13 protein-coding genes are annotated in these 14,649 nt (G+C 62.5%); 10 read left to right on the forward strand and 3 right to left on the reverse strand.

Going from position 1 to position 14,649, the window contains the following annotated elements:
- The first annotated feature begins 155 nt into the window (after positions 1-155).
- From pdxR to F8A10_RS13045, 5 genes are all read left to right on the forward strand, one after another.
- Positions 156-1,640, forward strand: a complete 1,485-nt coding sequence (gene pdxR, locus F8A10_RS13025) for a MocR-like pyridoxine biosynthesis transcription factor PdxR (protein WP_010396011.1) — start codon at positions 156-158, stop codon at positions 1,638-1,640.
- A 231-nt stretch (positions 1,641-1,871) separates the two neighbouring features.
- Positions 1,872-2,381 (forward strand): bifunctional 3-hydroxydecanoyl-ACP dehydratase/trans-2-decenoyl-ACP isomerase, encoded by a 510-nt coding sequence (gene fabA / locus F8A10_RS13030; RefSeq protein WP_152367541.1) that lies wholly within the window; start codon positions 1,872-1,874, stop codon positions 2,379-2,381.
- Between the two features lie 21 nt (positions 2,382-2,402).
- A complete protein-coding gene (fabB, locus tag F8A10_RS13035; RefSeq protein ID WP_010396005.1) occupies positions 2,403-3,632 on the forward strand; it encodes a beta-ketoacyl-ACP synthase I in 1,230 nt (409 codons plus the stop codon).
- Between the two features lie 19 nt (positions 3,633-3,651).
- Positions 3,652-4,440, forward strand: a complete 789-nt coding sequence (locus F8A10_RS13040; protein ID WP_152367542.1) for an enoyl-ACP reductase FabI — start codon at positions 3,652-3,654, stop codon at positions 4,438-4,440.
- Positions 4,440-5,273 carry an alpha/beta fold hydrolase gene (locus F8A10_RS13045; protein ID WP_010396002.1) on the forward strand — a complete coding sequence of 278 codons (834 nt, stop codon included), beginning with the start codon at positions 4,440-4,442 and terminating at the stop codon, positions 5,271-5,273. The genes F8A10_RS13040 and F8A10_RS13045 overlap by 1 nt, the downstream gene beginning before the upstream one ends.
- Before the next feature lie 35 nt (positions 5,274-5,308).
- Here F8A10_RS13045 and putA read toward each other — a convergent pair whose 3' ends face one another.
- The gene (gene putA, locus F8A10_RS13050) at positions 5,309-8,734 is read right to left on the reverse strand and encodes a bifunctional proline dehydrogenase/L-glutamate gamma-semialdehyde dehydrogenase PutA (RefSeq protein WP_193668283.1); all 3,426 of its coding nucleotides are present in this window, start codon (positions 8,732-8,734) and stop codon (positions 5,309-5,311) included.
- Between the two features lie 110 nt (positions 8,735-8,844).
- Here putA and F8A10_RS13055 point away from each other — a divergent pair, with 110 nt between their 5' ends.
- The 3 genes from F8A10_RS13055 to aspA all read left to right on the forward strand — a co-directional run bounded on the left by F8A10_RS13055 (position 8,845) and on the right by aspA (position 11,843).
- The gene (locus tag F8A10_RS13055; protein WP_010395998.1) at positions 8,845-9,309 is read left to right on the forward strand and encodes an Lrp/AsnC family transcriptional regulator; all 465 of its coding nucleotides are present in this window, start codon (positions 8,845-8,847) and stop codon (positions 9,307-9,309) included.
- Positions 9,310-9,384: 75 nt separating this feature from the next.
- Entirely contained in the window at positions 9,385-10,281 is an 897-nt protein-coding gene (locus tag F8A10_RS13060) for a LysR family transcriptional regulator (protein ID WP_085501844.1), read from the forward strand.
- Positions 10,282-10,436: 155 nt separating this feature from the next.
- Positions 10,437-11,843, forward strand: coding sequence for an aspartate ammonia-lyase (gene aspA, locus F8A10_RS13065; protein ID WP_040601966.1), 1,407 nt, complete (start codon positions 10,437-10,439; stop codon positions 11,841-11,843).
- Positions 11,844-11,891: 48 nt separating this feature from the next.
- On the opposite strand, the gene F8A10_RS13070 is transcribed toward aspA, so the two are convergent.
- Positions 11,892-13,094 carry a pyridoxal phosphate-dependent aminotransferase gene (locus F8A10_RS13070; RefSeq protein WP_152367543.1) on the reverse strand — a complete coding sequence of 401 codons (1,203 nt, stop codon included), beginning with the start codon at positions 13,092-13,094 and terminating at the stop codon, positions 11,892-11,894.
- Between the two features lie 106 nt (positions 13,095-13,200).
- On the opposite strand from F8A10_RS13070, the gene F8A10_RS13075 reads away from it, so the two are divergent.
- The gene (locus F8A10_RS13075; RefSeq protein ID WP_152368146.1) at positions 13,201-13,446 is read left to right on the forward strand and encodes an FAD assembly factor SdhE; all 246 of its coding nucleotides are present in this window, start codon (positions 13,201-13,203) and stop codon (positions 13,444-13,446) included.
- A gap of 91 nt (positions 13,447-13,537) precedes the next feature.
- Positions 13,538-14,050, forward strand: a complete 513-nt coding sequence (locus F8A10_RS13080; protein WP_138918330.1) for a MarR family winged helix-turn-helix transcriptional regulator — start codon at positions 13,538-13,540, stop codon at positions 14,048-14,050.
- Positions 14,051-14,122: 72 nt separating this feature from the next.
- Here the strand turns inward: F8A10_RS13080 and F8A10_RS13085 are convergent, their stop codons facing one another.
- Complete coding sequence (locus F8A10_RS13085) at positions 14,123-14,551, reverse strand: VOC family protein (protein WP_010395985.1); 429 nt, start codon at positions 14,549-14,551, stop codon at positions 14,123-14,125.
- Positions 14,552-14,649: the final 98 nt, after the last annotated feature.

Raw genomic sequence — 14,649 nt, forward strand, 5'->3', positions numbered from 1 at the left:
CTGTCTTTGCGTTGTTGGTCCTGCGACGTGACCGGGCTTTTCGCCCGGACAAATCTTCCTGACACGGGACAGCTCTCAGCGGCTGCTTATGCGGCAAAATGTTGCAGGTGACGGGGCGTAACGATATGTCCAGTTAAAAGGAAAGATAAGTCCAGATGAGCGACCGAATCCCCGTCGAGATGTACTTCCTGCGCGACAGCGAGGCAGGGACGTTGCAGGCGCGGCTGGCAGCCGCCATCGTACGGGCGATCCTTGAGACACGGGCGCGGCCGGGCACGCGGCTGCCCTCAACCCGGGGGCTGGCCGAATCGCTGGGCCTGTCACGGATGACCGTCACGCTGGTCTATCAGGAGCTGATCAGCCAGGGTTATCTGGAGACCCGGCCGCGTTCCGGCGTCATGGTCGCCGCAACCGTCCCCCATCGCCGGCTGAGGGCCGCCAGATCCTTGCCCGGCCAGACCGCTCTTGACTGGGACCGCTGGCTTGCAGGCGAGGTGCCGCGTCAGCGGGTGATCCGCAAGCCCTCAAACTGGCAGGATTTTCGCTATCCCTTCATCTATGGGCAAAGCGATGCGGCGCTGTTTGACCACAACGCCTGGCGCGACTGCGCACGACGGGCCTGGGGGACGCGGGACTTTGGCGAACTTGCTTCGGATCTTTACGGCGCCGACGATCCGATGTTGATCGACTATATCTGCTCGCACTCACTGCCCCGGCGCGGGATTCAGGCCGAGCCAGATGAGGTATTGGTGACGCTTGGGGCGCAAAACGCGCTTTTCATTGCCATTGAACTGCTTGCCCGGGGTGACCGGCTGGCGGTGACCGAGGATCCCGGCTACCCCGATTTCGCCGAAACGTTGCGCCGCGCGAACAGTCCCACGACCTTTCTGACCGTCGATGAGGGCGGGCTGAACCCCGAGCTTTTGCCCCAGGACACGCGGCTGGTGATCGTCACCCCCAGTCACAATATCCCTACCGGCGCGACCATGCCGCTGCCGCGCCGCCGCGACCTGCTGGCCCGCGCCGCCGCGCAGGATTTTCTGATCATCGAGGATGATTACGATTTCGAGATGTCCTATCTTGCCCCACCGGCCCCGGCGCTGAAATCGCTCGATCACAGCGGGCGGGTGATCTATATCGGCAGCTTCTCAAAGTCGCTGTTTCCGGGACTGCGCATCGGCTACATGGTTGCCCCCAAGCCATTCATTGCGCGGGCGCGGGCGCTACGGGCGATCATGTTGCGTCACCCTCCGAACCACCTGCAACGGATCACTGCCTATTTTCTCGCGCTAGGGCATTACGACGCCCATATCGTGCGGCTGCGCGGCGCACTGAAGCGTCGTCGCGCGTTGATGGAAGACGCATTGGCTGCCACACCCCTGCGCATTGCCGGGGCAGCACGTTCGGGCGGCTCAAGCCTGTGGATTGAAGGACCAGTGGGGATCGATAGCGGCGCTTTGGCCGCGCGGCTGCTTGACGACAGCGTTCTGATCGAGCCGGGAGAGGTATTTTTCGAGACCCCGCCGGTCCCCTGCCCGTTCTTTCGTCTGGGTTATTCCTCGATCCGCGACGGTGATATTGCGGCTGGGATCGGCCTGATCGCGCGGCGAGCCGGTGAATTGGCAGAACACGCGGCCTGACGATGCACTGTTATTAATGGATATTTTTACACGAAAGAAGAAACCGGCGGGGGCTTTCCAATATACAGGTGGGTGCGACAGAGGGCCCGATCATCAACACCCCCTGCGCCCTTGCGCCTTGCCGCGACGGAATGATAGATCGAAGGTCAGGTTTCGTGCAGGGCGTTGCCCGGCGACAGCAGCACGGACAGCATGAGCAACGCAATGCCGGATCGAGGAGAACAGACGCGCATGACGATGACACGGACCAGCTTTGACAAGGAAGATTTGCTGGCCTGCGCCCGTGGCGAGCTGTTCGGCCCCGGAAATGCCCAATTGCCCGAACCGCCGATGCTGATGATGGACCGCATTACCGATATCTCGGCCGAGGGTGGCCTGCACGGCAAAGGCCATGTTGTCGCCGAATTCGATATTCATCCCGAGCTTTGGTTCTTTCCGTGCCATTTCCCCGGCAACCCCATCATGCCCGGCTGTCTGGGTCTTGACGGGCTGTGGCAGCTGACCGGCTTTAACCTTGGCTGGCGCGGCTGGCAGGGGCGCGGCTATGCGCTGGGTGTGGGCGAGGTCAAGCTGACCGGCATGGTACGCCCCGACCGCAGGCTTTTGCGTTATTTCGTCGACTTTACCAAGGCGATCCAGACCCGCCGACTGACCATGGGCGTTGCCGACGGCCGCGTCGAGGCCGACGGTGAAACGATCTACGAAGTCAAGGATATGAAGGTGGCCCTGTCGGCCGCCTGACCCAGGAACCAGGAGCACGCCATGCGCCGTGTCGTCATCACCGGGTTGGGCATCGTCTCTCCCATCGGCAATAATGCCGCCGAAGTCACCGAAAGCTTGCGGACCGGCCGGTCGGGGATCGTCTTTGCCCCGGAATATGCCGAGCACGGCTTTCGCAGCCAGGTCCACGGCATGCCACAAATCGCGGTCGAGGATTACATCGACAAGCGCAACCTGCGCTTTATGGGCATGGGTGCCGCCTATAACTTCATCGCCATGGAACAGGCGATCGAGGACGCGGGCCTTGCGCCCGAGGATGTTTCGAACGAACGCACCGGCCTGGTCATGGGGTCTGGCGGGCCGTCGACCGCGAATCTGTTCGACGCGCATCGCATCGTGCTGGAAAAGGGTGCGCCCAAGCGTATGGGACCCTTTATGGTCACGCGCTGCATGTCCTCGACCAATTCGGCCTGTCTGGCGACGCCGTTCCGCATCAAGGGTGTGAACTATTCGATCACCTCGGCCTGCTCGACCTCGGCCCATTGCATCGGCAATGGTACCGAGTTGATCCAGATGGGTAAGCAGGACATCGTCTTTGCGGGTGGTGGCGAAGAGCTGGACTGGACGCTGTCCTGCCTTTTTGACGCCATGGGGGCGATGTCGTCGAAATATAACGACACGCCACAAAGCGCATCCCGGCCCTTTGACGTTACCCGCGACGGTTTTGTCATTGCCGGTGGCGCCGGCGTCGTCGTGCTTGAGGAACTGGGTCACGCGCTGGCGCGCGGTGCCAAGATCTATGCCGAAGTCACGGGCTATGGCGCGACCAGCGACGGCTATGACATGGTTGCCCCCTCTGGCGAGGGCGGAGAGCGGTCGATGCGGCTGGCACTGTCTACCCTGCCCGAGGGGCGGCAGGTCAGCTATGTCAATGCGCATGGCACCTCGACCCCGGTGGGTGATGTCGGCGAGGTCAAGGCGCTGCGCCGCGTCTTTGGTGAGGGCGCTGTACCGCCCATCTCATCTACCAAATCCCTGACCGGGCATTCGCTGGGCGCGACCGGCGCGCATGAGGCGATTTATTCGCTGCTGATGATGCAGAACGGCTTTATCGCCGCCTCGGCCAATATCACCGAACTCGACCCCGAAATCCAACCCGCCGAGGTCGTGCGTGAACGGATGGACAATGTCGATTTTGACAGCGTCCTTTCCAACAGTTTCGGCTTTGGCGGCACCAACGCCACGCTGGTGTTGTCCAAATATCGTGAATGAATCAGGAAAAGGTTAAACCATGGGCGAATTGATGAAAGGGAAACGCGGCCTTGTCATGGGGGTCGCGAATGACCGTTCTATCGCTTGGGGGATTGCGCGAGCTCTGGCTGACGAGGGTGCCGGACTGGCCTTTACCTATCAGGGCGAAGCCTTTGGCAAGCGGGTCGAGCCGCTGGCGCAGTCGCTTGGTTCTGATTTCCTGATGGATGTGGACGTGCTGGATGACGAATCGCTCGACCGCGCTTTTAGACAGATCGAGACGCGCTGGGGTGGGCTCGACTTTCTGATCCACGCCATCGCCTACTCCGACAAGACTGAACTGACTGGCCGTTTTATCAATACGACCCGCGACAACTTTAAGAACTCGCTGACGATTTCCTGTTATTCGCTGATTGATCTGGCCCGCCGCGCGCAGCCGCTGATGAAGGACGGCGGTTCGATCATCACGCTGACCTATGCCGGCTCGAACCGGGTCACGCCGTTCTATAACGTCATGGGGGTGGCCAAGGCGGCGCTGGAATCCTCGGTCCGCTATCTGGCCAATGACCTTGGCCCCGAGGGGATCCGCGTCAACGCGATCAGCCCCGGCCCGATGAAAACGCTGGCCGGCGCAGCGATCGGCGGCGCGCGCAAGACCTATCGCCACACCGAGGCCAACGCCCCACTGCGCGCCAATGCGACGCTTGAGGCGATCGGCGGCACGGCGGTCTGGCTGTGTTCGGACTGGGGTGCCTGCACCACAGGGGAAATCGTGCTGGTCGATGGCGGCTATCACGTTCTGGGAATGCCGCAATCGGAAAACCTGTAATGAGCCCGCGCTTTTTCCGGGCCGAGGACGGCGCAAAGCTTGCCTATCGCGATGAAGGCGAAGGGCTGCCGGTTCTGGCACTGGCCGGTCTGACCCGGACGGGGCGCGACTTTGACTATCTTGCCCCGCATCTGTCCGGGGTACGGCTGATCCGGCCCGACTACCGGGGCCGAGGCGATTCCGACTGGACCGGCGGCAACAGCTATACCGTCCTGCAAGAGGCACGGGATGCGCTGGCCCTTCTGGATCACCTGGGGATTGAGCGGGCGGCGGTGCTCGGCACCTCGCGGGGCGGGATCATCGGCATGTTTCTGGCCGCGACCGCGCATGACCGGCTGTTGGGCCTGTGTCTGAACGATGTCGGTCCGGTCCTGCAACGTGAAGGGCTGGTTCGTATTTTCGACTATCTGGGCCGCAACCCTGCCGCCAAAACCCTGGAGGATCTGGCGCAGCGTCTGCCCGCGAATATGCCCGGCTTTGCCAATGTCCCCGCAAGCCGCTGGCTGGAAGAGGCACAGCGCCATTATCTTGAAACGCCCGCTGGCCTGCGCATCAACTACGATCCCGAACTGCGGCAGGCGTTCATGGCAGCCTTTGAGGGACCCGAGGTCGATCTTTGGCCGATGTTCGACACGGCGCAGGGGTTGCCTCTGGCACTGATCCGGGGGGCGAATTCGGACCTTTTGGCAAGAGATACTGCCAACGAAATGCAGCGTCGCCGTCCGGACATGATCCGGGCCGAGGTCCCCGACCGCGCGCATATCCCCTTTCTTGACGAACCCGAGGCTTTGACCGCGATCCATGCCTGGCTTGAGGCAATGCGCAAGGACTGACCGGCCCGCCCGACGCGGGCCGGAGCTATGCGTGTTTAACCCGCCAGCAATGCGGCATTACCGCCCGCAGCAGTGGTATCGACGCACAGATGACGCTCATGCGCGACATGGGCCAGATCAGGTGCAGCGGTAATCAACGGCAGGATCGGTCCTTTACGCGCTGCCAGCACACGGGCATAGGCGCGCCCCTGGGCGGCATCGCCCCACCACAGTACCGCCGAGAAACCTTGCAGCGCCTCCAGCGCCTCGGGGGGCAGATGTCCATGGACCGGCACGGCATGACCGCCAAGTGCACTGACCGCCGCCACCTGCGCCGCGACCGCCTCGCGCCCCGGCCCAAGGCAGATCAGCGGCGTACGGGCATGAAGAACGAGACGGTTCAGCTCTCCGGTCGGGCCGGGCATCAGCCGCTCGTCGATCCGGGCTGCGCCGGCCGTACGCAAAGCGGCGCTTAGCGTACCAAGATCCGCCGTTCCGCCCTGCCCCGCATCTGTGGCGCTCACGGTCTCGGGCGCAAAGAAGCGTCCCAGATAAAGCGGCCCGCCCGCCTTCGGGCCGGTGCCCGACAGCCCCTCGCCCCCAAAGGGCTGACTGCCGACCACCGCGCCGATCTGGTTACGGTTGACGTAAATATTGCCGGCATGGATCGCGTCCGACACCTCTTGCACCCGCGAATCGATCCGGGTGTGCAGGCCAAAGGTCAGGCCAAAACCACGCCGGTTGATATCCGCGATCACCTGATCCAGCTCTCCCGCGCGGAAGGTTGCGACATGCAGGACGGGACCAAAGATTTCACGGTCAAGATCGTCGATACCTTTGACACCAAGCAGCACCGGCGCCACAAAATGCCCCTGTTTCGGCGCCCAGACCCGATGCAGGACGAGATTCGCGCGGCTTTCAAGATATTGCTCGATATTTGCCTGTGCCTCGGCGTCGATCACCGGCCCGACATCGGTCGCAAGCCGCCACGGATCGCCGATGCGCAGCTCATCCATGGCGCCTTTGATCATGGCGATCAGATGCGGTGCGATATCCTCTTGCACGTAAAGGCAGCGCAGCGCCGAGCAACGTTGCCCCGCCGAACGGAAGCTTGAGGCGACGATATCGCGCACCGCCTGTTCAGGCAGGGCAGTCGAATCGACGATCATCGCGTTCAGTCCCCCGGTCTCGGCAATCAATGGTGTGCCGGGGGCCATATGCTCGGCCATGGCGCGCGCGATGATCTGCGCCGTCTCGGTCGAGCCGGTAAAGACCACGCCATTGATACGCTGGTCCGAGGTCAGCGCCGCACCGACCGTCCCGCCCTGACCGGGCAGAAGTTGCAGCGCAGATTTGGGCACCCCTGCCTCATGCAGCAGGCGCACGGCAATGGCAGCGATCAGCGGCGTCTGCTCGGCCGGTTTCGCCAGCACTGCATTGCCAGCCATCAAAGCCGCCGCGATCTGGCCGGTAAAAATGGCCAGCGGAAAGTTCCACGGGCTGATCGCCGCGATCACGCCGCGCGGACGTCCGGTCTGGGCCTCGCCCTCGGCGGCATAATATCGCAGGAAATCCACCGCCTCGCGCAGTTCACCCACACAATCGGGCAGGGTCTTGCCCGCCTCGCGCGCAAGAACCGCAAAGATCGGGCCGAAATTCGCTTCGTAAAGATCAGCGGCACGGCGCAGAGCCTCAGCACGGAAAGGGGCGGATGCGTCCCAGATCCGGGCATCCTCGATGGCGCGCGCAACGGTTTCGGCATCCGCCTCGGTCACATGGCCAACGACCTCACCACTGGCGGGGTTCAGGACCTCTGCCCGCTGCCCCGAGGAGGGCGAGACGGTCAGCGGCGCAGCGTCAGGCAGCGAGCCCTGCCGAGCGGCCTCGATCCGGGCGAGCGTTGTTTCATCGCTAAGGTCAAACCCCTGCGAGTTGGGACGCGTCGCGCCAAACAGTGCATCAGGTGCCACCAGCCCGGCAGGAGGCTGCGCCGAGGCCAATGCCTCAAGCGGATCACGCGCGACCTCTTCGGGCGTAACCGCCTCATCCACGATCTGATGCACAAAGCTGCTGTTGGCGCCATTCTCCAGCAGGCGGCGGACCAGATAGGCCAACAGGTCGCGATGCGCCCCGACCGGCGCATAGATACGGCAACGACCGTTGTGATCGCGCAAAACAATGTCATGCAGACGTTCACCCATGCCATGCAGGCGCTGGAACTCGAATTCGATATCGCCGACCATTTCAAGGATCGCGGCCACGGTATGGGCGTTATGGGTGGCGAATTGCGGATAGATGCGGTCGGCATAGCCGATCAGCTTACGGGCATTGGCGATATAGCTGACATCGGTTGCAACCTTGGTGGTGAACAGCGGAAAGCCCGGCAGCCCCTCGACCTGAGCGCGCTTGATCTCGCTGTCCCAGTATGCGCCCTTGACCAGCCGGACCATGATGCGGCGATCCAGCCTTTCAGCCAAAGCATGCAGCCAGTCGATCACCTGACCGGCGCGTTTGCCATAGGCCTGAACCACGACGCCGAACCCGTCCCAGCCGGCAAGCGAGGGGTCGGACAGCACCGCCTCGATCACTTTCAGGGACAGGACCAGCCGGTCCTGCTCTTCGGCGTCGATGTTCATGCCCATGCCAGCAGCCTTGGCCTGCCGGGCAAGTGACAGCACCACCGGCACCAGTTCGGCCATGACCCGGGCCTCTTGCGCAACCTCGTAACGTGGATGCAGCGCCGACAGCTTGATCGAGATGCCGGGGTTCATCTGCACCGACCCTTTGGTGCAGGCCTTGGCAATCGCCGCGATGGCATCGGAATAGTCCCGGGCATAGCGCGCCGCATCCGCACCGGTCATCGCCGCCTCGCCCAGCATGTCATAGCTGTAGGTAAAGCCCTGCGCCTCGCGCTGCGCGGCACGTTCAAGCGCCGCCTCGATGGTCTGACCCAGCACGAACTGCCGCCCCATCTCTTTCATCGCCCGGCCGACGGCGGCGCGGATCACCGGTTCGCCCAGCCTGCGGATGGCCCCACGCAAAGTGCCAGCGATGCCGCCCTGATCGTCGTCCAGCACCTTGCCCGTCAGCATCAGCGCCCAGGTCGAGGCATTGACCAGCGATGAGGACGCCTCGCCCAGATGTTTGCCCCAGTCCGAGGGCGCGATCTTGTCCTCGATCAGCGCGTCGATGGTCTGGCGGTCCGGGACGCGCAGCATCGCCTCGGCCAGACACATCAGCGCCACGCCTTCACGCGTCGAAAGGCCGTATTCGGCCAGAAAATGCTCCATCAGAGTCGGTTTCGCCTCGGACCGGATCCGGCGCACCAGATCAGCAGCCCGGGCCGTGATCGCGGCACGTTGAGCATCCGAAAGCGCCGCCTCGGCACTGAGGCGCTGCAAAAGCGCGGCCTCGGGCTGGAACTTTGCCTCAAGGTCCAGGGCAGAAAGGGGCAGATCAGCGGAACGGGACGGAACGGGCATGGCATTCTCCTGCAAGACAAGGCCCTGATAGCGGCAATGAGCTAGACCATGTGACCATATTATGCCATCTTCATAGCCAATCGTCACGAAGATCAGGCCATATCTGGACCATGGAAGAAGCGCTCGACGCCACCAATCGCAAGATCCTGCAAGAGCTGGTGGCAAATGCCCGTATTCCCATCACCGAGCTGGCGCGCAAGGTCGGGCTTAGCAAGACACCGGTGGCGCTGCGCATCCGCCAGCTTGAGGAAATGGGGCTGATCACGGGCTATCGCGCCATCCTCTCTCCGCTCAAGCTGGGCCTCACGCACGTCACCTATGTCGAGGTACGGTTGTCCGATACCCGGCAGCCGGCGCTGGAGCGCTTCAACGCCGCCGTCCGCGCCATCCCTGAGGTCGAAGAGTGCTACATGATCGCCGGAGGCTTTGATTATCTGATCAAGGTCCGTTCGCGCGATATGACCGATTATCGCCGGATCCTTGCCCAGCACATCTCGACCCTGCCGCATCTGCACGCAACGAACAGCTATGTTTCGATGGAGGCGGTGGTCGAGCAGAACTGGACCGAGATCTGACCCCGCAGCACCCGCAGCCGCCTTTGTCGTGGCGCGCTGGCGAGGGCTCGGCTAAAGCGGGCAAAAGGGGGGCGCATGGATTTCAAATGGCTTGAGGATTTTCTGGTTCTGGCCGAAACGCACAGCTTCTCGCGCTCGGCCGAGTTGCGCGGGGTGACGCAAAGCGCCTTTAGCCGCCGCATCCGTGCACTTGAGGAATGGCTGGGAACGGACCTTTTGTCACGCGAAAGCTATCCGGTGACCCTGACCCCGGAAGGTGTGCTGTTTCGCGAAACCGCCGAAGAGGCCGTGCGCATGATCAACGCCCGCCGCGCCGAGTTTCGGGATCACACCCGCAGTCATGGCAGAGAGATTTCATTTGTGGCGCTGCACAGTCTGACCGTGACCTTTCTGCCCAGCTGGCTGATGCGGCTAAAGGCAGCGGCCGGCCAGATGACCAGCCGCGTCAAGCCCGAAAACTTTGACCGCTGCATCGAGGCCCTGACCGAGGGCGGTTATGATTTTTTCCTGACCTATGCCCACCCACAGGTGAACATCCCGCTGGACCCAGAGGGCTTTCCGCATCTGGTCGTCGGTCAGGACAGCCTTGTCGCCGTCGCCCGCCCCGGCTGGCCCGAGGAATGGCTGACCGAGGGCATGCCGATGCTGAAATATTCGCGCGGCTCGTTTCTGAACGCCATGGCCCGGATCGCGCTGACCCAACCCGGCGCGCCCAAAGTCTATGTCGCCCATACCGATGAAGCGAGCATGGCCGAGGCGATGAAAAGCATGGCCGTCGCCGGTCACGGCGTGGTCTGGCTGCCCCGCCGGCTGGTCGAAAGCGAAATCGAGACCAGCCGCCTGGAAGTCGTCGCCCCCGAACTGCCGATGGAGATCCGCCTTTACCGCAATGCCGCCCGCGGGCGCGGGATTACCGGCCGGGTGTGGCAGGCCGCGCGTGAGCTTGGCGAGGGTTATGCAGAAACAGAATAACCCAGCGCGACTTGGCATTGGAAAACGCTGTTGATCCTGCCTAAATCTTGAACACACAGGGGCGCGTCACGCCCTGTCATAGCAACATATCCGACAGAAATGCGCATCGCGCCGGAACCGCCTTGGCGGGCCGGGTGCCTGCGCCCGAGGTGAACATGAAAAAAACCCGCATCGAACACGACCTGCTTGGCGATCGCGAGGTGCCTGCCGAGGCCTATTGGGGCGTCCATACCTTGCGCGCCGTCGAGAACTTCCCGATCTCGGGCAGGCCGATCGGTGAAATTCCCGAGCTGATCCGGGCCCTTGCCGCGATCAAGCAAGCGGCGGCGCTGGCCAATGCCGATCTGGGTCTGCTTTCGCCCGAGCGCCGCGACGCCATCGTCGCAGCCTGCGAAGAAATCCGCGCCGGCAAGCTGCACGATCAGTTCGTGGTCGATCAGATTCAGGGCGGGGCCGGGACCTCGACCAATATGAATGCCAATGAAGTGATCGCCAACCGCGCCCTTGAAATCATGGGCCATGCCAAGGGCGAATACCAATATCTGCACCCGAACGAACATGTGAACATGAGCCAGTCCACCAATGACGTCTATCCGACGGCATTGCGGCTGGCCTCGTGGCGTGGGTTGCAAAATGTAATCGCGGCTTTGGCCTCGTTGCGTGGGGCCTTTGCCGAAAAAGGCGCCGAGTTCTCTGATATCCTCAAGATGGGCCGCACCCAGCTGCAAGAGGCGGTGCCGATGACACTGGGGCAGGAATTCAACGCCTTTGCCATCACCATCGGAGAGGATGAGACCCGCCTTGCCGAAGCAGCAAGCCTCGTTTGCGAGATCAACCTTGGCGCTACGGCCATCGGAACCGGCATCACCACTCACCCTGAATATGCCGAACGGGTAAGGGCACGGCTGGCGGAAATCACCGTGATCCCAGTGGTCACCGCCCCCGATCTGGTCGAGGCAACGCAGGATTGCGGCGCTTTTGTACAGGTATCCGGTGTGCTGAAACGCGTGGCGGTCAAGCTCAGCAAGATCTGCAACGACCTGCGGCTGCTCTCATCCGGGCCGCGCGCCGGGTTCAACGAAATCAACCTGCCTGCGAAGCAGGCCGGTTCATCGATCATGCCCGGCAAGGTGAACCCGGTCATCCCCGAGGTCGTCAATCAGGTCTGTTTCGAGGTGATCGGCAATGACATGACCATCACCATGGCGGCCGAGGGCGGGCAATTGCAGCTGAACGCCTTTGAGCCGGTGATCGCCTACAGCATGTTCCGTTCGGTCAGCCATCTGATCGCGGCCTGTCAGACGCTGGAACATAACTGCGTGCGCGGCATCACCGCCAATCGCGACGTGCTCAAGGAAACCGTGCGCCGCTCGATCGGGATTGTCACGGCACTGAACCCCTATATCGGCTATGCCGCCGCAACCGAGGTCGCGACCGAGGCGCATCTGACCGGCCGCGGCGTTTATGAGCTGGTGTTGGAAAAGGGTCTGTTGCCCAAAGAGCGTCTGGACGCGATCCTGCGCCCCGAAAGCCTGACGAAACCCCAGCTTTTCGTGGCCTGACCGGTCTTGTGACAGGGCGGCGGGGTCCCTGCCCCGCCGCCGCCGTTTTCAGCGCAAGCCTTCGCAGAAACGCTTGATGCGCGCGCAGGCGTCTGCCAGCATCTCATCCGAGGTCGCGTAAGAGATACGGAAATGCGGCGACAGCCCAAAGGCCGCGCCAAAGACGACCGCAACCCCGGTCTCATCCAGCAGCGCCGTGGCAAAAGCCTCATCATCCACGATCACCGTACCAGCGGCCGAGGTCTTGCCGATCAATGCCGCAATCGAGGGGTAGACATAGAATGCCCCTTGCGGCACCGGGCAATCAATGCCGGGGCAGGCATTCAGCCCCGCGACGACCAGATCGCGGCGGCGCTGAAAGACGGCGCGACTTTCGTTGATGTAATCCTGTGGCCCCTCCAACGCGGCCAGTGCCGCATACTGGCTGATCGAACAGGGGTTCGACGTCGATTGCGACTGCAGCTTGGCCATGGCGCGGATCAGCTCTTCGGGTCCCGCACCATAACCGATGCGCCAGCCGGTCATCGCATAGGCTTTTGAAACGCCGTTCATGGTCAACGTGCGCGACTTCAGCCCCGGCTCGACCTGTGCAGGCGTGACAAAGCGGAAGTCGTCAAAGACCAGATGCTCATAAATATCGTCCGACAGTACCCAGACATGCGGGTGGCGCATCAGGACATCGGCAAGGCCGCGCAGGTGATCTTCGCTATAGCCCGCACCGGTCGGGTTCGAAGGCGAATTCAGAATCACCCATTTCGTCCGCGGTGTGATCGCCGCCTCAAGCTGCTCGGGGGTGATGCGATAGCCGTTCTGCATCGCCCCCTCGATAACGACCGGCGTCCCCCCGGCCAACAGCACCATATCTGGATAGCTGACCCAATAGGGCGCGGGGATGATAACCTCATCTCCCGGGTTCAGCGTCGCCATCAGGGCGTTATATAGGATCTGCTTGCCTCCGGTGCCAACGGTGACCTGCGAGGGCTTGTAATCAAGCCCGTTTTCCCGCGCGAACTTGTCACAGATCGCACGCTTCAGTTCGGGGATACCATCGACTGCGGTATAGCGAGTGTGGCCGGCGTCGATCGCGGCCTTGGCTGCCTCGCGAATATGGGCCGGGGTGTCGAAATCAGGTTCGCCTGCAGAGAGGCTGATGATATCACGGCCTTCGGCGGCAAGTTCGCGCGCGCGGCCCGTGATGGCAATAGTGGGCGAGGGTTTGACGCGGGCAAGCGTCTGGGACAAAAGGCTCATCGAACTCATCCTGCGGCTGGGCTGTCCTGTCATAGGCCCGCCCCCGCAGACAGGCAAGCCGGGGGCGAGCGTGGACGACAGACAGACAAGGCTGAAAAGGCTGCGGATGCGCAGCTGGCGGCGGGGCACCAAAGAGATGGATCTGATCCTTGGCCCCTTTTCGGACAGCGAGCTTGAGGGGATGAACGACCCCGAGCTTGATCTCTACGAAACGCTGCTCGATGAAAATGACCAGGATCTTTACCCCTGGATCACGGCGCGACTCTCGGGCCGGCAGGCCGGGCCCGAGGCGCTGGTGCCGATGCTGAACCGCGTGGCGCGCTTTGCCGCAAAGCGGCTGGTAAAGAAATAGCGGCAATTTTAGCGAACCTGCCGGCGGTTAACCGAAGATTGGCAAATCTGCGCCATCTTGGCCCAAACAAGGCCATGAACGGAAATCGCCCATGCAACACAGATCTGCCCGAATGGTCCCCGCCCCGCAGGCCCCGCCGCGGAATGGCCGGATCGAGGCTTATCTGGAAAGCCTGCAGGTGCTGGAACGACTGCACCGGCTTTTGCTCGACCTCATCAAGGATGAGTTCGAGCGGTTGGGCCGGTCAGAACTGACGCCGGTGCAGGCATTGCTGATCTATAATCTTGGTACGGCCGAGGTGACGGCGGGCGAGTTGCGGTCGCGCGGCATGTATCAGGGTTCGAACGTATCCTATAATCTCAAGAAGCTGGTCGAGCTGGGGTATCTGCACCACGAGCGTTGTGAGATGGACCGCCGATCAGTCCGGGTCCGCCTGACCCCGGCGGGGCAGGAGGTGCACGATTGCGTGGCACAGCTCTTTATGCGCCACGCTGAGGGACTGGAGATGTCCGGCGTGCTTGATGACCCGCCGCTTGAGGCGGTGAACCTGCAATGGCGGCGGGTCGAACGTTTCTGGACCGAACAGATCCGCTATATCTATTGATCCCTGCTGATCCCTACCCGGGATCGCACGTGGCAGACGGGCGGGTTTGTACCCCCTGCGTCTTTGCGCGTCTTACCAGTGGCCGGTATTTTCCATGCTGGCCCAAGGTTCTTGCGGGGGTAAATGCTCACCCTCCTGCAACAGCTCGATCGAGACATTGTCGGGGCTGCGGACAAAGGCCATGTGCCCGTCGCGCGGCGGGCGGTTGATGGCAACGCCGGCATCCATCAGTTTCTGGCAAATCTCATAGATATTCTCGACGCGATAGGCGAGATGACCAAAGTGACGGCTGTCCGACGGTAGCCCCTCATCACCGTCCCAGTTCCAAGTCAGCTCGACCGGACATTCGGGCTGGCCGGGCGGTGCCATGAAGACCAGCGTAAAACGCCCGTTTTCGTTTTCGATGCGCCGGGTTTCCTCAAGCCCCAGCAGCTTGAAAAACGCCATGCTCTTTTCAAGGTCCAGCACCCGCACCATAGTGTGCAGATATCGAATCTTCATCGTAGTTTCCTCCTGTCAGGATGTGCCTGGCGGGCGCAAGTCATGGCGCCCCATCGCCGGCAGAGTGACATTTCACGCCCGTATCTGCAACGCCTGCG

The sequence above is a fragment of the Paracoccus kondratievae genome (assembly GCF_009301415.1).
Classification (GTDB): Bacteria; Pseudomonadota; Alphaproteobacteria; order Rhodobacterales; family Rhodobacteraceae; genus Paracoccus; species Paracoccus kondratievae.

Bases quoted from the DNA above. Each gene is read 5' to 3' on its own strand.
- pdxR (WP_010396011.1), top strand. From the start codon at position 156: ATGAGCGACCGAATCCCCGTCGAGATGTACTTCCTGCGCGACAGCGAG.
- fabA (WP_152367541.1), top strand. From the start codon at position 1,872: ATGACGATGACACGGACCAGCTTTGACAAGGAAGATTTGCTGGCCTGC.
- fabB (WP_010396005.1), top strand. From the start codon at position 2,403: ATGCGCCGTGTCGTCATCACCGGGTTGGGCATCGTCTCTCCCATCGGC.
- F8A10_RS13040 (WP_152367542.1), top strand. From the start codon at position 3,652: ATGGGCGAATTGATGAAAGGGAAACGCGGCCTTGTCATGGGGGTCGCG.
- F8A10_RS13045 (WP_010396002.1), top strand. From the start codon at position 4,440: ATGAGCCCGCGCTTTTTCCGGGCCGAGGACGGCGCAAAGCTTGCCTAT.
- putA (WP_193668283.1), bottom strand. From the start codon at position 8,734: ATGCCCGTTCCGTCCCGTTCCGCTGATCTGCCCCTTTCTGCCCTGGAC.
- F8A10_RS13055 (WP_010395998.1), top strand. From the start codon at position 8,845: ATGGAAGAAGCGCTCGACGCCACCAATCGCAAGATCCTGCAAGAGCTG.
- F8A10_RS13060 (WP_085501844.1), top strand. From the start codon at position 9,385: ATGGATTTCAAATGGCTTGAGGATTTTCTGGTTCTGGCCGAAACGCAC.
- aspA (WP_040601966.1), top strand. From the start codon at position 10,437: ATGAAAAAAACCCGCATCGAACACGACCTGCTTGGCGATCGCGAGGTG.
- F8A10_RS13070 (WP_152367543.1), bottom strand. From the start codon at position 13,094: ATGAGCCTTTTGTCCCAGACGCTTGCCCGCGTCAAACCCTCGCCCACT.
- F8A10_RS13075 (WP_152368146.1), top strand. From the start codon at position 13,201: ATGCGCAGCTGGCGGCGGGGCACCAAAGAGATGGATCTGATCCTTGGC.
- F8A10_RS13080 (WP_138918330.1), top strand. From the start codon at position 13,538: ATGCAACACAGATCTGCCCGAATGGTCCCCGCCCCGCAGGCCCCGCCG.
- F8A10_RS13085 (WP_010395985.1), bottom strand. From the start codon at position 14,551: ATGAAGATTCGATATCTGCACACTATGGTGCGGGTGCTGGACCTTGAA.